The organism is Vibrio sp. H11 (genome assembly GCF_004804295.1).
Classification (GTDB): domain Bacteria; phylum Pseudomonadota; class Gammaproteobacteria; order Enterobacterales; family Vibrionaceae; genus Vibrio; species Vibrio ostreae.
In genome coordinates, this window is sequence record NZ_SSHN01000002.1 from 475547 (window position 1) to 497981 (window position 22435).

Sequence of the window (22435 nt, forward strand, 5' to 3'; positions counted from 1 at the left end):
GCAAGCCAGGCGGCTTGCCTTTTTTCTAACCTTTCCTCTCTTGGCCGAGATCGTGTATAATCCGGCCCCCTTAGAGTCTGCCGAATGCTTGGTGATATCATCACTATGTTTGGTGAGAGCACGATGATGAACGGCCAGACCCGGAAGTACTGAGCGCCACCCGAAGTGTCAGCCAGAGAATGTCCACATTAAATTGCGAATAGCCTTATGAAATTTATAGTTAAACCACATCCGGAAATTTTTGTTAAAAGTGAATCAGTACGTAAGCGTTTCACTAAAATTCTTGAGGGTAATATTCGCAATATCGTCAAGAACCGTACCACAGGTGTCGCGGTTTTTAACCGTCGTGATCATATTGAAGTGTCGGGCAACAGCGATGAATTTTTCGCCGAGACACTGGAAATTCTGACCACCACACCTGGCATCCAGCAAGTACTGGAAGTGAAGCAGAGTGAGTTTACCGACCTGCACAATATTTATGAGCAGGTACTGGAACAGAGCCGCGATCTGATCGAAGGCAAAACGTTCGTAGTGCGTGCCAAACGTCGTGGTAAGCACGAATTTAAATCAATTGAGCTTGAGCGCTATGTTGGCGGCGGCTTGAATCAGGCGGTGGAAAGCGCGCGCGTTAAGCTGCAAAAACCGGATGTGACCATTCGTATTGAAGTGGTTGATGGTCTGCTGAACCAAATTATTGCCCGCCACAAAGGTCTGGGCGGTTTCCCGCTGGGCACGCAGGAAGACGTACTGAGCCTGATTTCCGGTGGTTTCGATTCTGGTGTTTCGAGCTACCTGCACATCAAACGTGGCTCTAAAGTTCACTACTGTTTCTTCAACCTGGGTGGTCCGGCGCACGAGATTGGTGTTAAACAGGTCGCTCACTACTTGTGGAACAAGTACGGCTCATCGGCCAAAGTGCGCTTTATCTCGATTGATTTTGAGCCGGTGGTGGCTGAAATCCTGGAAAAAGTTGATGACGGCCAGATGGGCGTGATCCTTAAGCGGATGTTTATGCGTGCTGCTGGTATGGTGGCTGAGAAGTTCGGTATCCAGGCTCTGGTGACCGGTGAAGCGCTGGGGCAGGTATCAAGCCAGACCCTGACCAACCTGCGTCATATCGATAACGTGACGGATACCCTGATTCTGCGCCCGCTGATCAACTGGGATAAAGATGACATCATTACTCTGGCGCGCGAGATCGGTACCGAAGATTTTGCCAAGACCATGCCGGAATATTGTGGTGTGATCTCGAAGAGCCCGACAGTGAAAGCGGTGAAGGGTAAGCTGGAAGCGGAAGAAGCCAAGTTCGACTTCTCTATTCTGGAAAAAGTGGTTTACGATGCCCGCCAGATGGACATTCGTGACATTGAGAAAGAGTCGCAGCAGCAGGCTCCGGAAGTGGAACTGGTCACAGCCGTGCAGGAGCACGCCGTGGTACTGGATATCCGCAGCCCGGATGAAGAAGATGATAAGCCGCTGGAACTGGATGGGGTTGAAGTTCAGCACCTGCCGTTCTACAAACTGGCGACTCAGTTCGGTGATCTGGATCAGTCGAAGACTTATCTGCTGTACTGTGAACGTGGTGTGATGAGCCGTCTGCAGGCGCTGTATCTGCAAGAGCAGGGCTTTAAAAATATCAAGGTCTACCGCCCATAAGGTTGGCCTGACGACCAGACAGCGGCATAGCCGCAACAGTTTGGAATAATGAAAAGCGTAAACTCAGCCGGGTTTGCGCTTTTTTATTGGCCGCTGGTTAATGGTTCAATCGTGGCTAAAAGCGCGCCGTTTCGGACACAAAATCACAGTTTCGAATTAGTATTATTAACGAATTGTTACAGTTGTTGAGGTAAGTATCAGCAGGTTATTGTGCGGGGCAGATAAAAAAACACCGCCATATAGGCGGTGCTAAAAATTTGACAGACAGGTCAAAAAATAAATACAGGAAGTATATTTTGTAGCAGGGGATAACTGCACAAAACAGGGTGGTAGAAACCTACCGAACTCGAAAACCGAGTTTGCAAACACAACATCGCAACAACTAAGCCCATTGATTCTAAACAGAATCAAGCCGTTCAGGTCAGCGTTGCGGGGTGCAATATAGATTTTCTCTGGCTGGTTAGCAACGGACAATTTATAATGTTTCAGATTAAAAAAACTAATCTGTTACAGAGTGTACTCATGTCGAGAAGATTACCACCATTAAACTCGCTGAAAGTGTTTGAAGCAGCGGCCCGCCATCTGAGTTTTACTCGCGCGGCGGAAGAGCTGTTTGTCACCCAGGCAGCGGTTAGTCATCAGATTAAAGCGCTGGAAGAATTTCTCGGTCTTAAGCTGTTCCGGCGCCGCAACCGTTCGCTGTTGCTGACGGAAGAGGGCCAGGGTTACTTTCTTGATATCAAAGACCTCTTTGTCTCCCTGCAAGAGGCAACAGACAAACTGCTGGAACGCAGCGAGAAAGGCGCGCTGACCATCAGTCTGCCGCCAAGTTTTGCCATTCAGTGGCTGGTGCCACGTCTGGCGGACTTTAATCAGCAGGAGCCGGATATCGATGTGCGGATCAAAGCGGTCGATATGGAAGAGGGATCGCTGACCGACGATGTTGATGTCGCGATCTATTACGGCCGCGGCCATTGGGCGGGATTACGCGCCGATAAGTTGTATCAGGAGTTTCTGATCCCGCTTTGTGCGCCGTCCCTGTTGATTGGCAGTAAGCCGCTCGCTAACCTGAGTGACCTTGGTCAGCACACCCTGCTGCATGATACGTCACGCAAAGAGTGGAAGCAGTTCGCCAAAGAGAACAACCTGGATGGCGTTAACGTCAACCACGGGCCGATTTTCAGTCACTCGACTATGGTATTGCAGGCGGCCGTACACGGGCAGGGGGTCGCGCTGGGTAACAATGTACTGGCGCAGCCGGAGCTGGATGCCGGACGGCTGGTGGCTCCGTTTGATCAGGTGCTGATGACCAACAACGCCTTCTATGTGGTGTGCCATGAAAAACAAGCGGACATGGGGCGTATCGCCACTTTCCGTGACTGGATGCTGAAAAAAGCTCGCAGAGAACAAGAGGAATTACTCGATGACGCAGGTGCGCGTTGATGGCGACAGCCATCCACTGACATTTATTTTTGCCCACGGTGCCGGGGCAGATATGGATCATGAATTTATGGCTGCCGTCGCAGCCGGACTGGCGCAGCGCGGCATCAAGGTGGTGCGGTTTAACTTTCCTTATATGGTCAAACGCAGTGAAGATGGCAAGCGCCGTCCGCCGGATCGGGCACCGAAGCTGCTCGATGCTTATCAAGCTGTGTTGGCCGAATACGCCACCGGTCCCGTGGTGATTGGCGGTAAGTCGATGGGCGGGCGTATGGCTTCGCTGCTGAGTGAGCACTCACATGTGGCCGGGATTGCCTGTCTTGGCTTTCCGTTCCATCCGCCCGGTAAACCGGAAAAGTTCAAAGGTGACCACCTGGCAACCATGCCCAAACCGTGCCTGATTTTACAGGGTGAGCGCGATACCTTTGGTCCGCGGGATGAGTTTGCCGATTTTACCTTCAGTGACCAGATTGAGGTCAGTTTTTTGCCCGATGGTGACCACAGCTTTAAACCGCGCAAAGCGTCCGGCCACACTGAAGCCGGCAATATTGCTCTGGCGGTAGAGCGGTTAAGTCAGTTTATTAAAGAGGTGTATGATGCAAAGTAAGTATTTACTTACATTTGGTGGTCTGTTTTCAGGCATTGCCGTTGCCCTGGGGGCGTTTGCGGCGCACGGTCTGAAAGCTATCCTGAGCCCTTATCTGCTGGAAGTGTTTCAAACCGGCGTGCAGTACCAGTTCATCCATGCGGCGGCGCTGATTGCGTGCGGCATCCTGTTGCAGTTGCCACTGGCACAAAAAGCGCGAAACTGTTTTAGCCGCGCGGCGATTTGCTTTATTATCGGCATCTTTTGTTTTAGCGGCAGTCTGTACGCACTGGCACTGACCGGAATCAAGTGGTTTGGTCCGGTGACACCGTTTGGCGGGCTGCTGTTTATGATCGGCTGGGGACTGTTTGCCTTGGCAGCGATGAGTATTAAAGAGGTGAAGCAGTGAAACAAGTCATGCTCTATTGCCGTGCGGGCTTTGAAAAAGAGTGCGCCGGCGAGATTCAGGACAAGGCCACGCAACTGGAAGTGTATGGATTTCCGCGCATGAAAACCAATAGTGGTTTCGTGATGTTTGAGTGTTACCAGGAAGGTGATGCGCAGAAACTGATCAAAGAGATTGATTTCCAGACGCTGATTTTTGCCCGCCAGATGTTTGCTGTGGCGGCCGAGTTTGAAGATCTGCCGAAAGATGACCGTATTTCACCGATTTTGTCCCGGTTGGGTGAGCGAGAAGATTTTCCGCGTTGCGGCGATCTGCGTGTCGAAACGCCGGACACCAATGAAGCCAAAGAACTGCTCAAGTTCTGCCGCAAGTTTACGGTTCCGCTGCGTCAGGCGCTACGTGGCAAAGGCTTACTGATGGCAAAAGAGCATCCGAAAAAGCCGGTGCTGCATGTCTGTTTTGTGGCGCCTGGCCATTGCTATGCCGGTTTCTCTTACAGCTCGAACAACTCGCAGTTCTTTATGGGCATTCCGCGCCTGAAATTCCCGGCGGATGCTCCGAGCCGTTCCACCCTCAAGCTGGAAGAGGCGTTTCACGTCTTTATTCCGCGTGAAGAATGGGAAACCCGTCTGGCCTCCGGGATGTGGGCGGTTGACCTCGGTGCTTGTCCGGGTGGCTGGACCTACCAACTGGTGAAACGTTCGATGTTCGTGCATGCGATTGATAACGGCATGATGGCAGACAGTCTGATGGAAACCGGTCAGGTGACTCATCACATGGTGGATGGCTTTAAGTTCGAACCGCCGCGTAAAAACGTTACCTGGCTGGTGTGTGACATGATCGAAAAGCCGTCACGCGTTGCACAGTTGATGGGCGAGTGGCTGATCCGAGGATTGGCCAAAGAAGCGATTTTCAACCTCAAGCTGCCGATGAAGGGGCGCTATGATGAGGTGCTGGAAGATATTGAGAACCTCAAGCTGTTCCTGCGTGATAACGAGGTGAAATTCCGCCTGCAGGCGAAACATCTTTATCATGACCGGGAAGAGATCACGGTGCATGTTCAGGTGCTGAAAACGATTTCGCCGTATTAATCCATTCATCGCTCGCTGCTCAGACTAAAAACGCTCCCCGGGGAGCGTTTTTTATCGGCTGATCTTATGCGCGATGCTTTAGCTCTGAGATTCTTCACTACCCGGCACAACGTAGCGGATGTCCTGCAGATTAAAACCCAGTTCGATGTCGGTTTTGAGCCCGGCGACCTGTTTACATACCCGGGCCAGTTCGATGTGCTGGTCGAGCTTTTTGCGGTACTTCGGTGCCAGTTCTTCACTGGCGTAGGCACTTTCTATATCAGCAAACTGGGTCAGGATCTCTTTGGCGGCTTTCGGACCGACGCCCGGGACGCCCGGTACCTGGCTTGAGCTGACACCCGCCAGCCCCCAATAGTCGGCCAGTTGCTCGGGTTTGACGCCAAATTCTTTGGCGATAAACGGCGCATCCAGCCAGCGGTGCTGGAAATAATCCCGGATCTGCAGCGTCGGCGACAGTAACTGGCAATAGCCTTTGTCGGTGGAGATGATGGTGACTTTTTCCTGATGCGAAGCCACTTTAACCGCCAGCGTCGCGACCAGGTCGTCCGCTTCGTCACCGTCAGAGAGCAGCGAATCGATGCCCAGTTGCCACCAGGCTTGCTGAATCGCGTCCAGCCCTTGTGCCAGAGGCTCCGGCATTGGTTTACGGTTGGCTTTGTAGTCCGGCAGGATCTCTGCCCGCCAGCCGCGGTGTTGTAAGTGGTGATCAAACACCGCGATAATGTGGGTCGGCTGCGCTTCATTAATGATGCGCTGCAGGGTGCGGGTCGTGGTGTCGATAGTACGGGCAATGTCACTTTCATCGGGTTGTACGGAGTGGACGCGGCGGATCAGATTTAACGCATCGATGATGACAAGATGAAGAGACATAAGGGTTGATTACCTGGGTTGTCTGCCCGGCGTGGGACAAGATAAAAAATAAGGGCGATAAGGCCCTTATTGTAATGAGTTTGTTCGAGATTGCTACCCGCACGGGCGGGTAGCCAGTGCTTTAAGAGACAATGCGGTAACAAGGCTCGTAGGCACTGCCGCCGGGGAGTTTCATCCGGTTCTGAGCCACGAAATCTTTCAGCAGTTTGTCCATTTTCTTCATTAATATCGGGTCGCCGTGGATTTCAAACGGTCCATGCTGCTCGATTTCACGAATTCCCTCCGCTTTGACGTTACCGGCCACAATGCCGGAGAAAGCGCGGCGCAGATTGGCGGCCAGCACTTCCGGTGCCTGATCGAGGTGCAGATCCAGGTTGGCCATGTTGTCGTGATTGGGCTCAAACGGTAACTGGAACTCCGGCTCGATTTTCAACGACCAGTTAAAGCTGTAGGCATCTTCGTGATCTTTGCGGTGCTGGCGCACGGTCGGCATCGCATTGCGCATAATGCGCGCCGCTTCAGCCGGATCGTCGATCACGATGCGGTAGTGTTTACGCGCGTCATCACCGAGAGTTTCGGCAATAAACTCATCAATCGAACGGAAATACTCTTCACTCTCTTTCGGACCGGTCAGCACGATAGGCATCGGCTGATGAGTGTTTTCCGGATGCATCATGATGCCAAGGATATACAGCAGTTCTTCAGCTGTACCCGGGCCGCCCGGGAAGATGATGATGCCGTGCGCCAGACGTACAAAGGCTTCAAGACGTTTCTCAATGTCCGGCATGATCACCAGTTCATTGACAATCGGGTTTGGCGGCTCGGCGGCGATGATTGAAGGCTCGGTCAGGCCAAGATAGCGCTTTTCCTGGTAGCGCTGTTTGGCATGGCCAATTGCAGCACCTTTCATCGGCCCTTCCATGGCACCCGGACCACAACCGGTACAGATGTTTAATTCGCGCAGGCCGAGTTCATTACCGACTTCACGGGTGTACTGATACTCGGTCGCGTTAATTGAATGTCCGCCCCAGCACACCACCAGATTGGGAATGATACCCGGGATCAGAGTACCGGCATTACGCAGGATCCCAAACACCAGGTTGGTGATATGGGTCGAATTGGTCAGGTTGAGGCGCTGGCTGTCGGCGAGGTGCATATTGACATACACGATATCGCGCAGCACTGAAAACAGGTGTTCCTGAATCCCTTTGATGATGTGTCCATCGACGAACGCGTGCTCAGGCGGGTTGGTCAGTTCCAGTTTAATCCCGCGCTCGCGGCGCAGGACGTTGACGTCGAAATTGCTGTATTTATCCAGCAGCTCTTTCGAGTTGTCGGTGTGGCTGCCTGAGTTGAGTACCGCCAGGGTACAGTTGCGGTAGAGCTGGTACAGGTCGCCGCTCGACGCGGTTTTTTTGAGTCGTTCTACTTCAAGTTGCGACAACAGATCCATACTGCCCGCAGGGCTGACTTGGGTGATCATGCTGACCTCCTTTGCTGAGAGGTTAATGAGAGTCCACCTGGCGAGCGGGTTGGAATGCGTAGTGATTACTTTGCTCGTTACACCGGATGGGAACACTGACGGCGCATTTTATTGTGACTTTGGTTATGGGGAAAACTGAGCCGCAGTTAATAACTTAACTAATTGATATTACGCTTTCAATCTTGTTCGGATCTACAGTTTTGGGAAATATTATGCCGCAGCAGATGTGAAGGCGGTCACTAAAATCGTGTGGAGTTGTACAAAAAATGGCCGCATTGATGATGGGGAATGTGGTTGGAGAACGGCGCTGCTTTACTTCCAGGCTATCTGATTCGGGCCGTATTTCTTCGCATCGCTCATCGCTCGATAGGCGCGTTCGAGTACGATTTCCGGCGTGTCCGATTCTTTAAAACAGGTACTGGCCGCGGTCAGGGTAATGGTGATGCTTTTATCGCGGAATTTAAACGGCAGTTTAGATACATTGCGCTGAATCTGCTGAATGATTTGGTAGCTGTCATTATCACTGTGGTCAGGTAGCAGGATAACAAACTCTTCGCCGGAAAATCTTGCCACGGTCGCGGTCTCGTTGACTTCTTTGCTGATAGTGCGGGCGATAATACGCAGTGCTTTATCGCCGGCCATAAAGCCGAAACTATCATTAATCGCTTTGAATTTATCAATGTCCAGCATCACCAGACGCAGGTTGTTCTGGGTACGAATCCAACGATGGTATTCGTGTTCCAGCCGGTCATTGAATGCACTGCGGTTATAGACGTTGGTCAGGGTATCCTGCTGCATACGCTGGGCCTGATCATCAAGGCGGCGGCGATAATCCAGAGTCATTTCGTACAGCGCTTCCATCTGGCTGCGGGTGTACTGCATGCGTTCAATCAGAATCTGTTCACGCTGTTCGGCATGGGTCAGACGTTCTGATAATGAAGCCAGTTCATCCAGCATAGGCCCCAGTCTGGCTTTGGTGGCTGCCAGTTCGGTGCCTTCTTTCAGGGTGCTTTGACTGCGTCCGACCAGGGAGCTGAGTTCCACGTGCATTTCCGCGCGGTGCACCTGGTAGCTCTGGCTTTGCTCGAGGTTCTGATTGACGCTTTTGATGTTGTTACACAGGGAGGTGTTGACTTGGTCAAGAAACTTCTCGGAGCCTTTACGTTCCGCGTGGGTGCCGGCGATGACCAGTTTGAGTACGTCCATGGTCAGTTCCAGCAGCGACTGGGTGGTCACCCCGCTTAGCAGCTTGGCACGGATGTCGGTCAGCAGGTCACCATATTCGCCGTCGAAGTCGAGTTCGGTGATCAGGTTTTGCAGTTCCTCACTCAAACTTGCCAACAGCTCTTGGTCAGCTCCGCCAGCCAAATCAGCATTCAATGCTTGCGGGTTCGCGGAGATGATCTTGACGGAGCGTTCGTACAGCGCCAGCAGTCGCATCGCCTGTTCCACTTTGGAGGGGGGCTGAGCGGCGGAAAAACTGAGCAGATCACGCAGGTCACGTTTGATTTTTGCCGGCAGACCGGGAACGCGTAACAGAATTTCACCACTGCTTTTGATCTGAGCATCAAGGTGGTGACTCTGTTTATCCATGTTCAACGTTTGTTGCTTCAACATGCGCTCCAGTACGGCCAGTCGGGGTATGATTGAGCTTATATCGGTTTGTTGTTCGATGGCTTGACGCAGCTCAGAAAGGTACCCGTTTAACTGGATATTCTCGCCCTGACAAGCCTGACTTAACGATGCGACGATGCGCTTCAGGACTTTTTGTTCTCGGTTAAATTTGAACGAAGTATCCCGATGTGTCAAACGTGTTTGTTCCAATTTACTACGCAATTGGTCTAACTGATTTTGGATATCTTGTTCAAGAATGCCCATCGACAACAAACTAATAAAAAGGGGATCAGTATGATCCTATTTACTGATTTGTCGATAATAGCAAATATTTTGAATTCGTCACGAATTCAGTGCCTTAACCGCGTAGCTTTTACCCATCTTTTAAAAGTTTTTTGATGATTTCCTCATTTTTGAACGAAGAATGGACTTTGATCAGCCCTTGGTTGATGGCGTGCTTGCATGATTTACGAATATCGTTTGAGGCAAAACTGGCCGCTGGCGCGTTATCAATCGCACGCAGATAGACCCAGTGGCTGCTGTTTTCGCGAATACTCAGCTCACGCGCTACGCTGGCGGCCATCAGCAAAATATCGAGTAACTCTTTATCATTAATCGCGGTATAAGCGCGCGGCAGGAAAGGATAATCGGCAATGCCCATCCGGATGGTACGGTTGAGCGGCCGCTCCGGCTGAAACTCCTGCATCCAGTCCTGGACCTTATTGCACAGTACTTCCGGTGGTTGATCGCGGTCGCTGCACGGTTCGATGTAGAGCAGGTTGGCATCAGAGAAGTGGTACAAGCGTGCGTCTTCGCCCAGCTTGGATTTAATAAACTCGCCAAAGGCGTGCTCGAGCTCAAGTCCGGCACTGTAGCCGTGCTGCAGGTACATATTACGCAGGAAAGGCACATCAATCATGGCGAACCGTAAGCGGTCGTTGAGCGGTTCATGAATCAGCTCGCTGATATGCCACTGTTCATAGCTCTGGCTGCTTTTTTCCAGCGTTGATAACAGTTTGGAGTTGAGCATACGCAGATTGTGCAGTCGTGAGCGCGAGTGGGTATACAGGTTGGTATTGAGCTCGGCAATCTCTTCTTTCTGGCGTTGCAGCAGGTAGCCGCGGCGCAGCACAATCAGGAAAAACACTGCGCTGGCAATAAACAGGGCAAAGGCGATTTTCTGGAATTTACTGTATTCGCGCTTGGTATCCTGCAGCTCTTTTTCCTGGCCGACCAGATGCAGTGTCTGCTCGACAAACTCTTTCTGCTGGCGGAAAGCATCTTCACTGATTTGATTGAGCTTTTCCTGGCGGATCTTGGCGATTGAGTTGCTGTGTTTGACGCTGCTTAATGCGTTGGCATAGTCGCCACGTTGTTCATAACCCAGTGACAGCAGGTGATAAGCCTGCTCTTCCATCGCCAGATCGCCGACATCATGGCTGATAGACAGCGCCTGCTGAGCCTGTTCAATCACCTTGCTGCTCTGCTGTTGATGGTAAGCCAGGCCGGCTTTGAGCAATGCAGCCCGGCCTTTAAGCAGCGGAATATCGGTGTAGCTGAGCATATCTTCCGCTCGCACCAGATACTGCTCGGCGAGCGGATAGTTGAATAGTTGCAGGTAAGTGGCAGCCAGACTGAGGCGCACTTCTATCACGCTGTGCAGATTGTTGTCACCGCTCTCATGGTCGATGACGTTAAAGTAATGCACCAGAGCGAGGTTATATTTGCCTTGCAGGAAGTAGACGTCGCCCATACGTTTCAGTACCGCAGCCAGAGCCGGCGATTTGTCGTAGTTGTCGTAAAAATCAGCCGCCTGGGACAGATGAACCAGCGTTTTATCCAGCACGCGGCGTTCATAGAACAGCTGGGCCAATAAGGTGTTGGTTTTCGCCAACAGGGCACCGTCGTTATCTTCAATCGCACTCCAGTACGACATCAGTAATTCAGACAGGGCCAGATTGTAGCGCTCGTGAGTCAGGTAATGCTGGCCCACTTCAAGATGATATTCGATTTGTTGTTGCGGCGACGGCAGGCTGTCAATATACGGCTTGGCTTCGGCAAACAGACGGTCAGCCAGCTCAACATCGTTGGCGCGTGAGGCGATTTCCGCACGCAGCATGGTCATCTTGTAATTGATGCCCTTGGCGAGTTGATCGGAATTTTCCAGCGCTTCGTAGCGTTTGGCGATGTCACGCAGTTTTTCCCGCGCAGCAGAAGCATCGCCGTCATCCATCCATTGCAGACGTACCAGCAGGGTGTCGACGTCGAGCTCGAGATAGGCCAACTGATACTGCTGGGCCAGCAGACGTGCTTCCTCCAGGACCTGGAATGCCATGTGCGGAAAACCAAGCTGGTACTGCGCTTTGGCAATGATTTTCATCGCATCGATAGTACTGCCGGGTGTACGCACCCGGCTGTCGGTCTCGTCGCGGCTGATAGTGGACGGTGTTTTTTCCACTTTATCAGCCAGTTTTCGCTGGGTGAGATAGTCGGTCGCGAGTGCTTTGGCCTGCTTGGGAGAGATCTCCACCAGGCCGTTTGCTTCATTCAGTGTCGGAGACGAGTAAATGGTTGCCTGAGACCAGGTTGCAAAACAGAGCAGGGTTAGCCCCAGCCAGTGCTGCCAGCGAAAACGAGTCATGCTGTCCGAAATCCTTTTATTGACGAGCCATACGTTGGTTGTGCGCAGGTGCGGCCTGTTGCGTGGAACGGAATGGGTTGATATCCAGTCCGCCACGGCGGGTATAACGCGCCTGTACCGTCAGTGACTCCGGCTGACAGTAACGGGTGATGTCGGTGAAAATACGCTCGACACACTGCTCGTGAAACTCGTTGTGTTCACGGAATGAGACGATGTAACGCAGCAGAGCTTCGCGGTCGATTTTTGGCCCGCGGTAAGCGATTTCGACGCTGCCCCAGTCCGGCTGGTTGGTGATCAGGCAGTTGGACTTGAGCAGGTGGCTGTGCAGGGTCTCCTCAACAATCTCATCGCTGCTGGCACCATTGAGCAGGCTAGCGTCAAAATCGTAGCGGGTGATCGCGATGTCCTGCTCGTCGATACATTCGCCCTGCATGGTGACAATTGGCTGCGCGGTGTAGGCGCTGAGCGGTTTGACATCTACCGTGACGCTTTCGCCGGCACAGGCGGAGAGATCTTTGACTAGACACTGCTGCACACTATGCCAGTCGGCGAAACGGGTCTGGTTGAAACTGTTCAGGTAAAGCTTGAATGACTTGGACTCGATCAGATTGGCGCTGGTGGCCGGAATGGCAACTTCGCCGATCGCGACCTGAGGCAGGCCGTTGTCATTCAGCCACGAGAGTTCATACAAGGTCCAGATGTCACAGCCCTGAAACGGCAGCGTATCGCCGAGGTTAAGGTCGTCTCGGTTCAGGCTACGCGGCACTGGTTGCAAAAGAGACGGGTCGTACTGATTGGCGTATTCGGTGGTTTTACCCAGGGTTAAACCCGCCAGTTCTTTTGCGTCAGAATATTTGCTCATACTTTACAGTCAATTCGATTAGAATAACCGGAATTCTACGCAATACCGCCGCGTGTGTCATCTGGCAGGCGCGACTAACTCAACAATGGAGAACTTCATGGCACATTCCGTGGCCCGGGCTTTATTCTCATTCAGTCAACGCTATCTTGATGCAGTGCAGCATAAGCATCAGAGTCTGCCCTACAACGAGGAGCTGCTTGGTCTGGCTTCTCAGTGTGTGGTGCGCACTCTGGCCGATGGCGTCGAGTGGCAACCGGTCGAGCGTGAGACGCCGGTGGATCTGGCGAATGTCGAGCGTGGTATGGAACTGACCTTACATGAAGATATTGGCCATTTTTACGGTTCTCAGTTTGCCGCTGATATGCCGGCAACCTGGCGCGGTGAAGCGCTGACTCTGCTTCAGGTGTGGAGCGATGAAGATTTCGCCCGTCTGCAGGAGAATATCCTGGGGCATCTGGTGATGCAGCGTCGTCTGAAACAAAAACCAACTGTGTTTATCGCGACCACAGAGGACGAGATGGACGTGATCTCTATCTGTAATCTGACCGGCCAGGTGATTCGGGAAACGCTGGGCACGGATAAACGCCAGGTATTGAGCTGTGATGTGGCCGAGTTTTTAACCCAGTTAGAGCCGGCGGTATAAGTTATGTTTGTGGTTGAACTTCAGTTTGAATGCTTTGATAACACCACCATCAGTGCCGTGGATAAGGCCGTGAATGGTCTGATGGACGCGCTGCGCTACAACGGTCAGGTGCTGGGGCGTGAATTTCCTATAGTGCTGGGAGACGGCGAATTTTTTGTCCGCGCCGTGTGTCCGGAGCAGGAGAGTCTGCACCCGAAAAATCATTCTGATTTTGTTAAGGTGTGTATTGGTCGTCTGGCTCAAGCCAGCCTGCTGGCTCCGAAAGTGCGCCTGCTGGGGCGGGACATCAATTCAGAGCAGGCAGCCGAAGAGGAAACGCCGGGCTGGCAGGTGCTGTATACCACTTATGTGCATACCTGTTCACCGCTGCGCAGCGGCGAGAGTCTGCTGCCGATCCCGCTTTATCGCAATGAACCAACCCTGAACGGTGACCACAAAGCGGTGATCAAATGGCAGACCGAGTGGCAGGCGTGTGATGAAATCCAGATGGCGGGCGGCTGCAAGGCGGAGTTCGCTGCGCTGCATGAAATCTGCGACGCCGACAGCGATCTGTTCCGCCGTGGCTGGGATCTGCGCGGCCGGATTGAGTACCTGACCAAGGTGCCGACTTACTATTACCAGTACCGGGTCGGCGGCAGCAGTCTGGCTGACGAAAAGGCCAGGCCGTGCCCGAAATGCGGCGGGGAATGGCTGCTTGCAGAGCCGCTGCATGATATTTTTCACTTCAAATGCGACAGCTGCCGGATTGTCTCCAATATCTCCTGGGATCACCTGAAATAGCCAGGGGCAGGCTATCTGACGGCAGCAGCAGAGATTGCACGCAATAAAAAAGGTGGCCCGAAGCCAACCTTTTTTGTCTTTGCTACTGCATTTTCGCTATTTGCTACGCCAGTGCCAGGCAGGCATTACCAGCCTTTGACTGAGCCACCGTTGAAGATTTCAGAAGCCGCTTTGTTTACTTCGTCAGTCTGGTAAGCTTTCAGGAAGTTCTGTACGTTTTCAGCATTGACGTTGTCTTGACGAGCAACCAGCAGGTTGACGTATGGAGACTCTTTGTCTTCGACGAACACGCCATCTTTTTCTGGTGTCAGGCCGATTGAGCTTGCGAATGTGCTGTTAATGATCGCCAGTTCAACGTCGTCCAGTGAACGTGGCAGCTGAGGGGCTTCCAGTTCAACAATACGGAAGTTTTTCGGGTTTTCTGCGATGTCACGTACTGTCGCTTCCAGACCCGCGCCTTCACGCAGTTTGATCAGACCTTGCTGCTCAAGCAGGATCAGAGAGCGGCCCAGGTTAGTTGGATCGTTTGGTACTGCGATACGTGCGCCGTCCTGCAGCTGGTCAACAGAGGTGATTTGCTTTGAGTAGGCTGCGATTGGGTATACAAAAGTGTTGCCTACGATTGCCAGTTTGTAACCACGGTCAGCAATTTGCTTGTCCAGGTATGGTTTGTGCTGGAATGCGTTCGCGTCGATAGAACCGTCATCCAGAGCCGCGTTTGGTGTAACGTAGTCAGTGAACGTAACCAGTTCTACATCCAGGTCGTATTTCTGTTTGGCAACTTTAGCAGCCACTTCAGCAACCTGAGCTTCAGCACCGGCGATTACACCGATTTTTACTTTGCTGTTGTCCACGGCTTTATCACCACAACCAGCCAGAACCAGCGCTGATGCAGCGGCTGCGATAGCCAGTAAACCTTTAAGGTTAAATTTCATAATATTCTCCTTGTTATAAACTTTTTAACGTATCTGTGTTGGTTAACGTAACTATGTTGTGTTTACGAAAAGAACGGTTTATCTGTGATCGACGCGGCGCACCAGGTTGTCACCGACCGACTGAATAATTTGTACCAGCACAATCAGCATTACTACTGTTACTGTCATCACTGAGATGTCGTAACGGTGGAAGCCGTAACGGATTGCCACGTCACCCAGACCACCGCCACCGACAGTGCCGGCCATTGCTGAGTAGCTGACCAGAGTCACCAGCGTGATGGTGATTGAGTTAATGATGGTTGGCATGGCTTCCGGCAGCAGCACTTTGCTGATGATCTGCATCGGGGTTGCCCCCATTGACTGAGCCGCTTCAACCAGACCGCTTGGTACTTCCAGCAGCGCGCCTTCAATCAGACGCGCGACAAACGGGATAGCACCGATAGTCAGCGGAACGATGGCGGCTGTGGTACCGATAAAGGTGCCGACAATCATTTTGGTCACAGGAATGATAGCGACCATCAGTACCAAGAAAGGTACCGAACGACCGATATTAACAATAGCACCCAATACCTTGTTCAGGCGTGGGTTTTCCAGTAATCCGCCTTTCTTGCTGGTGTGCAGAATCACACCCAGAGGAATACCAAAAACAAAGCCAACGATACCTGCTACGGCGACCATGTAGACGGTTTCCCAGGTTGCAGTTAGGAGAAGATCACCGTTGAGTGACAACCAGCTGCTTACAACATCAAAGGACATAACCAAGAACCTCTACTTTTACTTTGTGATCGCGAAGGTATTGCATTGCTGCAACGCTGTCGGCTTCGGTGCCGAAAATTTCAGCTACCATCATGCCGAATTTAACGCCGCCGGCATAATCGATGTCTGAACTCAGAATGCTGACATCAATATTATATTTACGTGCGATTTGTGACATCAGTGGTGCATCGACAGTCGCACCGGTGAACTCAAGGCGAACCAGTGGGCTGCTGCCTGCCACGCGCTGCTCATTCAGGCGTGCCTGGTAATCGTCCGGGATCGACAGATCCAGCGTTGAGCGGATAAATTTATTCGCCAGTTCAGTTTTGGCGTGGGCGAAAATGTCACCTACACTGCCTTTCTCAACCAGTTCACCGCCACCGATGATCGCCACTTCGTGACAGATGCTTTTTACCACGTCCATTTCGTGCGTGATCAGCAGCATGGTGATGTTCAGTTTGCGGTTAATCTCTTTCAGCAGCTCCAGAATCGACTGGGTGGTTGCCGGATCCAGGGCACTGGTTGCTTCGTCACACAGCAGCACTTTGGGATCACAAGCCAGAGCACGGGCAATCGCCACACGTTGCTTCTGACCACCACTCAGGTTAGCCGGGTAGGTATCACGTTTATCTGCCAGACCAACCAGTTTCAGCAGTTCAGTGACTTTACGTTCGATGTACTGTTCATCTTTGCCTGCCAGTTCAAGTGGCAGGGAGATGTTGCCAAACACAGTGCGCGATGACAGCAGATTGAAGTGCTGAAAAATCATGCCGATATTACGGCGGGTTTCCGACAGTTGTTTTGAATTCAGTTTAGTCAGATCGACACCGTCGACAATCACGCTGCCGTCGGTTGGAGTTTCCAACATGTTGACACAACGGATCAGAGTACTTTTCCCTGCACCTGAAGAACCGATAACACCGAAGATTGTGCCTTGTGCGATTTTAAGATTGATGTCCTTCAAGGCGTGAATTTCCTTATCACCTTGGTAGAACACTTTATTTACGTGACTAATTTCAATCATGTTTAAACCTGTGCAGGGATACTGAACCGGACGACGCTCATAATCCTGAGCCCTTCCGTGATTAACAGTATAAAATTTTGAACTCTCTCTCACTGGGGAGACGATGCTATGGTTTATCGACAATCAAGTCAATCGATATTTTGACGTCTAGACGTCTAAATGGGCCAATTTTAACTCCGAAAAAGTGATCGATGTAATACGGGAAAGTGATTAAATAGCAGGGAAAGAAATAAGGCGCATATGATGGCTCAGCGCGCTGTCGGGGAGCCCGCTGAGAACCGGTGCAATCAAACTCGCATCTTGAGGTGACTCGGGTATAATCAAAACCAGTTATCTACCTTATTTGAGAGCAATATTTTGGCAAAACCTGCTGTGTTTTTAGATCGTGACGGCGTGATTAACGTTGACCATGGCTACGTGCATGATGAGCACGATTTTGAATTTATCGACGGTGTGTTCGAAGCAACGAAAAAGCTAAAAGCCATGGGCTACATGCTGGTGCTGGTGACGAACCAGTCGGGGATTGCCCGCGGCAAGTTCAGTGAAGATCGTTTTCTGTCGCTGACACAGTGGATGGACTGGAACTTCGTTGACAACGGCGTCGAGTTTGATGGTATCTATTATTGCCCGCACCATGCTGAACATGGCGTAGGTAAATATAAAGAAGACTGCGACTGTCGTAAGCCAAAACCGGGGATGTTCATCTCGGCGCGTGATTTTCTTAAAATCGATATGGCGAACTCGGTCATGGTAGGGGATAAAGCAGAAGACCTGATGGCCGCCGCCGCCGCTGGCGTGGGGACTAAGATTCTGGTGCGCACCGGCAAACCGGTCACCGAGCAAGGCGAAGCGCTGGCGGATGCTGTACTGGATAGCATCAGCAGCGTGCCTGAGTATCTGCAGTCACGCGGCTGATAAGCCGGTTTACTGCATTGGACCTGCTATGAGTAAAAAGCTCACCATTCTGGATATTGCCAAACTGTCTGGGGTTGGTAAATCGACGGTGTCCCGGGTTCTGACTCGGGATCCGAAAGTGAAACCGGAAACCCGTGCCAGAGTAGAGCAGGTGATTGCCGAACACGGTTATGTGCCATCCAAGTCCGCCCAGTCGATGCGTGGCGGACGGCAGAAAGTGGTGGGTGTGATTATTTCCCGCCTCGACTCGCCTTCAGAAAACCGCTCAGTCAGCAGTATGCTGCCGATACTCTATCAATATGGCTACGATGTCGTGATCATGGAAAGCCAGTTCGACCGTGCTAAAACAAGTGAACATCTCGAGGTGCTGGCCAGGCGTAACGTTGACGGGGTGATCGTGTTTGGTTTTACCGGGCTGGATATGGTCAGTCTGGCGCCATGGCATAATCGCGCCGTCGTGATTGCGATGGACAGCGCCAGCGTCTCTTCGATTAATTATGATAATTGCGGCGTGATTCGCGCGGCGCTGACTCATCTTGAGCAGCAGCAGTTCAGCCGGATTGCTTATATCGGGGTCGACCCGGGAGATAAGACCACCGGAGCGCTGCGACTTAATACCTATCTTGAATGGTGTGCCGAGCACGGCTATGCGGCCAATTATCAGACTGGGCAACTGAATCATCACAGTGCTTATCAGTTGGTCGACAAAGTGCTGACCGCCGAGACCCAAGCGATTGTTTGTGCCAGCGACAGTATTGCCATGGGGGTCATTAAACGCCTGCAGGAGTGTCAGCGTGAAGACGTGGCAGTGACCGGAGTGGGTGGCAATGAACTGCTGTCGTTTTTGTTTCCTAAGGTGTACAGCGTTGATCCCGGGTATCGCGAAGCCGGAGAGCAGGCAGCCCGATTGCTGATTCAGCACTTACGGGGTGAAATCAGCCAATGTGTTCATCTGACCCAGGCACCAGCGACGACGATATTTAACCCTTCCAGCCATTAACCCTTATTAGCGATTCACCCTGCCGCCTGTTGTGCGGGTGGCATTCTGAGGTTCATTTTTCCTTCTGCGGCCGGCTCCCGATCCGACCAAGATCGCTTTTTTATCCATCGCTCTTACCCCGGATGTGATCTTTTTTAATTAATGGGAACAGTCCCATTCTGCTTTATTTCTGCTTATGTCACTATTCTTTACATCGCAATGGGAATGTTCCCATATGCAATTGAACTATTATAAAAAACCTAATTACGATAAAAGAACTTAACCAATAAGGTGGACGAGGATATGAGTAAGATAGCGACACAAGACGTTGCGCGTCTTATCGAGCTGGTCGGTGGCAAAGAGAATATTGCCAGCGTAACGCACTGCCTGACCCGGCTGCGTTTTGTGCTCAATGAACCAGCTAAAGCAGACAGTAAGCAGTTGGAAGCGCTGAGCATGGTCAAAGGTTGCTTTACCAATGCCGGTCAGTTTCAGGTCGTGATTGGCACTGAGGTTGATCAGGTGTATAAGCTGCTGCTGCAACAGAGTGGCCAGACTGAAGCTTCCAAAGATGAGGCCAAGCAGGCGGCACGCCAGAACATGAACATGCTGGAGCGGGGAATTTCCCATCTGGCCGAGATTTTTGTGCCCCTGCTGCCGGCTATCATTACTGGCGGTCTGATTCTGGGCTTTCGTAATGTCATCGGCGACATCCGTATGTTTGATGGCAAAACCCTGGTTGAAATCAGTCAGTTCTGGGCCAGCGTCCATTCCTTCCTGTGGCTGATTGGTGAGGCCATCTTTTTCTTCCTGCCGGTCGGGGTTTGTTGGTCGACAGTGAAAAAACTCGGCGGTACACCGATTCTGGGCATCACGCTCGGGATAACCCTGGTGTCACCGCAACTGATGAACGCCTATCTGATTGGTAAGCAGGTGCCGGAAGCGTGGGATTTTGGCTGGTTTGTGATTGATAAGGTCGGTTATCAGGCGCAGGTGATTCCGGCCATTCTGGCCGGTGTGGTGCTGGCTTTGATTGAAACCAACCTCAAACGCATTGTCCCGGCTTACCTCTATTTAGTGGTGGTACCGTTTATTTCTATCCTCCTGTCGGTGCTGCTGGCTCACGCCATCATTGGCCCGTTTGGGCGCATGCTCGGTGACGGGGTTGGTATCGCAGCTAAAGCAGCCATGACCGGTGACTTTGCCGTCATCGGTTCGATGCTGTTTGGCTTTTTGTATGCGCCACTGGTGATCACTGGTATTCACCACACCACCAACGCAGTTGATCTGCAGCTCATGCAGGATCTCGGCGGCACGCCTATCTGGCCTTTGATTGCCCTGTCGAATATTGCCCAGGCCTCGGCGGTGGTCGGCATCATATTGATCAGCAAAAAAGAGGGCGAGCGGGATATTTCTGTACCGGCGGCGATCTCTGCTTATTTGGGCGTTACTGAGCCTGCCATGTACGGCATCAACCTCAAATATAAGTTTCCGATGTTGTGCGCCATGATCGGCAGCGCACTAGCCGCTGCAGTGTGCGGCAGCTTTGGGGTGATGGCAAACGGTATAGGGGTTGGTGGTCTGCCAGGTATTTTGTCGATTCAGCCGCAGTACTGGATGGTGTTTTTACTGGCGATGTTAATTGCGGTCGCGGTGCCGGTGGCGCTGACTCTACTGATGTATAAGCGCGCTAAAGCCAAGGGCGAGCTGACGGTGGCGCAGGCATAAGTGACTCAGGCATCAGTGACTCAGGCATCAGTGACTCAGGTTGAGTGGTCACTATCGTTCAGCCTGATAGCGGATTTTTTATTTTTCAGGTAAGTGAGTTAAGAGTATGACAAGCAATAAGGGCGATGCTGAGTGGTGGAAAACCGCCACGATTTATCAAATCTATCCGAAAAGCTTTTGTGACAGCGGCGCTAAGGGAACCGGCGATCTGCGCGGTATTATCAGTAAGCTCGACTATCTGCAGTTGCTGGGCATTGATGCCATCTGGCTGACGCCGGTCTATCAGTCGCCCATGGTCGATAATGGTTACGATATTTCCGACTATTACGCCATCAATCCGCAGTTCGGCACGATGCAGGATTTTGACCAGTTGCTGGCGCAGGCACACCAGCGCGGTATTCGTATCATCATGGATATTGTGGTGAATCACACCTCGACCGAGCATGCCTGGTTTCAAGCGGCATTGGGTGACAAATCCAGCCCGTATCGTGACTACTATATCTGGAAGGCGCCTAAAGACGGGCGCGAACCGAACAACTGGCAGTCGAAATTCGTTGGCAGTGCCTGGGCGCTGGATGAAGCGACCAAGGAATACTATCTGCACCTGTTTGCAACCGAACAGGCTGATCTCAACTGGGAGAATCCAGCGGTGCGTGAGGAAGTCAAAGCGGTGATCGGTTTCTGGGCGCAAAAAGGGGTCGATGGTTTCCGGCTTGATGTGATTAACCTTATCTCCAAACAGCAGGACTTTGTTGATGATGAGCGCGGTGACGGACGGCGGTTCTATACCGATGGCCCTAAAGTACATCAGTACCTGCAGGAGATCAGCCGTGATGTGTTCCAGCGTTATGGCAGCGTGACGGTGGGTGAGATGTCATCAACCACTTTAGAGCATTGCCAGCAATATTCAGCACTTGATGGACGCGAGTTATCCATGGTGTTCAATTTCCATCATCTTAAAGTCGATTATCCGGATGGCAATAAATGGGCCTGTGCACCGTTTGACTTTGTGCAGCTCAAACAGATTTTTAATCACTGGCAGAGCGGGCTTAACGGACAAGGCTGGGGCGCGCTATTCTGGTGTAATCATGATCAGCCACGGGTGGTCAGCCGCTTTGGTGATAATGGTCAGTACCGGGTTGAAGCCGCCAAAATGCTGGCCGCATCGATTCATATGATGCAGGGCACGCCTTATATTTATCAGGGTGAAGAGATTGGCATGACTAATCCGGGGTATACCCGCCTGGAGCAGTACCGCGATGTGGAAAGTATCAATATGTATGATCTGATGGTACGCCACGGAGAGACTTCCCATCAGGAGATGATGGCGATTCTGGCGCAGAAATCACGGGATAACTCGCGCACGCCGATGCAGTGGCGCGATGCTCTTCATGCAGGGTTCAGTCAGGGGCAGCCGTGGCTGGATGTGGCGATCAACTATCCCTCCATTAATGCAGAGCAGGCGCTGGCTGATCCGGATTCGGTGTTTTACTTTTATCAGCGTCTGATTGAACTGCGTAAGCAAGTGCCGGTGATTACCACGGGCGATTACCAGGACTTACTACCGGATCATCCGGCTATTTTTGCCTATCAGCGCCGCTCATCGACGCAAACCCTGATTTGCCTTAACAACTATTATGCCGATGCGGTACAGTGCGAACTGGCCGAGACGCTGAATTTAGAGCGGGCGCGCTATCTGCTGGGCAATTATGCGCAGCTGGAGGAACAAGCTGTCACTCAGCAGCAGACTCTGCGCGCGTATGAAACCCGGGTGATTTTGCTTGAGTAGCGGACGTCTCTGAGTAAGTAAAATAAAAGGCATCCTGTCGCTGGATGCCTGATTCGCCACGATGTGGTTGAAAAGAAGCGGTGGCTGAAAACAAAAAAGCCAGCTCAATGAGCTGGCTTTCTGTATATGGTGGAGGGGGACGGATTCGAACCATCGAAGGCGGAGCCGGCAGATTTACAGTCTGCTCCCTTTGGCCACTCGGGAACCCCTCCAGGGGTGGTCTTATTCTTCACAGAA

Annotated in this window: 19 protein-coding genes and 1 tRNA gene; 11 read left to right on the forward strand and 9 right to left on the reverse strand. The window is 52.0% G+C overall.

The features are described from left to right. Positions 1-207: 207 nt before the first annotated feature. The 5 genes from thiI to rlmM all read left to right on the forward strand — a co-directional run bounded on the left by thiI (position 208) and on the right by rlmM (position 5179). On the forward strand, positions 208-1656 hold the full coding sequence (thiI, locus tag E6C74_RS04915; protein ID WP_136483564.1) for a tRNA uracil 4-sulfurtransferase ThiI: 1449 nt from the start codon (positions 208-210) through the stop codon (positions 1654-1656). Between the two features lie 522 nt (positions 1657-2178). Then, entirely contained in the window at positions 2179-3099 is a 921-nt protein-coding gene (locus E6C74_RS04920; RefSeq protein WP_136483565.1) for a transcriptional regulator GcvA, read from the forward strand. Continuing rightward, a complete protein-coding gene (locus E6C74_RS04925; RefSeq protein ID WP_136483566.1) occupies positions 3080-3703 on the forward strand; it encodes an alpha/beta fold hydrolase in 624 nt (207 codons plus the stop codon). The genes E6C74_RS04920 and E6C74_RS04925 overlap by 20 nt, the downstream gene beginning before the upstream one ends. Then, positions 3693-4091: a DUF423 domain-containing protein gene (locus E6C74_RS04930; protein ID WP_136483605.1), complete on the forward strand. Its 399-nt coding sequence runs from the start codon at positions 3693-3695 to the stop codon at positions 4089-4091. Before E6C74_RS04925 ends, E6C74_RS04930 begins: the two co-directional genes overlap by 11 nt. Continuing rightward, positions 4088-5179, forward strand: a complete 1092-nt coding sequence (gene rlmM / locus E6C74_RS04935; RefSeq protein WP_136483567.1) for a 23S rRNA (cytidine(2498)-2'-O)-methyltransferase RlmM — start codon at positions 4088-4090, stop codon at positions 5177-5179. Before E6C74_RS04930 ends, rlmM begins: the two co-directional genes overlap by 4 nt. A 78-nt stretch (positions 5180-5257) precedes the next feature. Here the strand turns inward: rlmM and xni are convergent, their stop codons facing one another. The 5 genes from xni to queF all read right to left on the reverse strand — a co-directional run bounded on the left by xni (position 5258) and on the right by queF (position 12649). Continuing rightward, a complete protein-coding gene (gene xni / locus E6C74_RS04940; protein WP_136483568.1) occupies positions 5258-6049 on the reverse strand; it encodes a flap endonuclease Xni in 792 nt (263 codons plus the stop codon). A gap of 121 nt (positions 6050-6170) precedes the next feature. Then, entirely contained in the window at positions 6171-7532 is a 1362-nt protein-coding gene (ppnN, locus tag E6C74_RS04945; protein WP_136483569.1) for a nucleotide 5'-monophosphate nucleosidase PpnN, read from the reverse strand. A gap of 312 nt (positions 7533-7844) precedes the next feature. Then, entirely contained in the window at positions 7845-9410 is a 1566-nt protein-coding gene (locus E6C74_RS04950; RefSeq protein WP_136483570.1) for a GGDEF domain-containing protein, read from the reverse strand. A 109-nt stretch (positions 9411-9519) separates the two neighbouring features. Next, entirely contained in the window at positions 9520-11787 is a 2268-nt protein-coding gene (locus E6C74_RS04955) for a tetratricopeptide repeat protein (RefSeq protein ID WP_136483571.1), read from the reverse strand. A gap of 16 nt (positions 11788-11803) precedes the next feature. Continuing rightward, positions 11804-12649 carry an NADPH-dependent 7-cyano-7-deazaguanine reductase QueF gene (queF, locus tag E6C74_RS04960; protein ID WP_136483572.1) on the reverse strand — a complete coding sequence of 282 codons (846 nt, stop codon included), beginning with the start codon at positions 12647-12649 and terminating at the stop codon, positions 11804-11806. Positions 12650-12746: 97 nt separating this feature from the next. Here queF and syd point away from each other — a divergent pair, with 97 nt between their 5' ends. Together syd and E6C74_RS04970 are read left to right on the forward strand one after the other, a co-directional pair. Further along, on the forward strand, positions 12747-13292 hold the full coding sequence (syd, locus tag E6C74_RS04965) for a SecY-interacting protein (RefSeq protein ID WP_136483573.1): 546 nt from the start codon (positions 12747-12749) through the stop codon (positions 13290-13292). A gap of 3 nt (positions 13293-13295) precedes the next feature. Then, positions 13296-14072, forward strand: a complete 777-nt coding sequence (locus tag E6C74_RS04970; protein ID WP_136483574.1) for a Zn-ribbon-containing protein — start codon at positions 13296-13298, stop codon at positions 14070-14072. Positions 14073-14197: 125 nt separating this feature from the next. Here the strand turns inward: E6C74_RS04970 and E6C74_RS04975 are convergent, their stop codons facing one another. From E6C74_RS04975 to metN, 3 genes are all read right to left on the reverse strand, one after another. Continuing rightward, positions 14198-15007 carry a MetQ/NlpA family lipoprotein gene (locus tag E6C74_RS04975; protein WP_136483575.1) on the reverse strand — a complete coding sequence of 270 codons (810 nt, stop codon included), beginning with the start codon at positions 15005-15007 and terminating at the stop codon, positions 14198-14200. A gap of 78 nt (positions 15008-15085) precedes the next feature. After that, positions 15086-15763 (reverse strand): methionine ABC transporter permease, encoded by a 678-nt coding sequence (locus E6C74_RS04980; protein ID WP_136483576.1) that lies wholly within the window; start codon positions 15761-15763, stop codon positions 15086-15088. Beyond that, positions 15753-16787 carry a methionine ABC transporter ATP-binding protein MetN gene (gene metN / locus E6C74_RS04985; protein ID WP_136483577.1) on the reverse strand — a complete coding sequence of 345 codons (1035 nt, stop codon included), beginning with the start codon at positions 16785-16787 and terminating at the stop codon, positions 15753-15755. Before metN ends, E6C74_RS04980 begins: the two co-directional genes overlap by 11 nt. Positions 16788-17144: 357 nt before the next feature. Here metN and gmhB point away from each other — a divergent pair, with 357 nt between their 5' ends. The 4 genes from gmhB (at position 17145) to treC (ending at position 22198) form a co-directional block, all read left to right on the forward strand. Then, positions 17145-17702, forward strand: coding sequence for a D-glycero-beta-D-manno-heptose 1,7-bisphosphate 7-phosphatase (gene gmhB, locus E6C74_RS04990; protein ID WP_136483578.1), 558 nt, complete (start codon positions 17145-17147; stop codon positions 17700-17702). A 28-nt stretch (positions 17703-17730) separates the two neighbouring features. Further along, positions 17731-18702: a trehalose operon repressor TreR gene (gene treR, locus E6C74_RS04995; RefSeq protein WP_136483579.1), complete on the forward strand. Its 972-nt coding sequence runs from the start codon at positions 17731-17733 to the stop codon at positions 18700-18702. Between the two features lie 282 nt (positions 18703-18984). Continuing rightward, positions 18985-20409 carry a PTS trehalose transporter subunit IIBC gene (gene treB / locus E6C74_RS05000; protein WP_168796956.1) on the forward strand — a complete coding sequence of 475 codons (1425 nt, stop codon included), beginning with the start codon at positions 18985-18987 and terminating at the stop codon, positions 20407-20409. 106 nt (positions 20410-20515) lie between these two features. After that, a complete protein-coding gene (gene treC / locus E6C74_RS05005) occupies positions 20516-22198 on the forward strand; it encodes an alpha,alpha-phosphotrehalase (RefSeq protein ID WP_136483581.1) in 1683 nt (560 codons plus the stop codon). A gap of 127 nt (positions 22199-22325) precedes the next feature. On the opposite strand, the gene E6C74_RS05010 is transcribed toward treC, so the two are convergent. Further along, positions 22326-22410 (reverse strand) — tRNA-Tyr (locus tag E6C74_RS05010). Positions 22411-22435 lie beyond the last annotated feature (25 nt).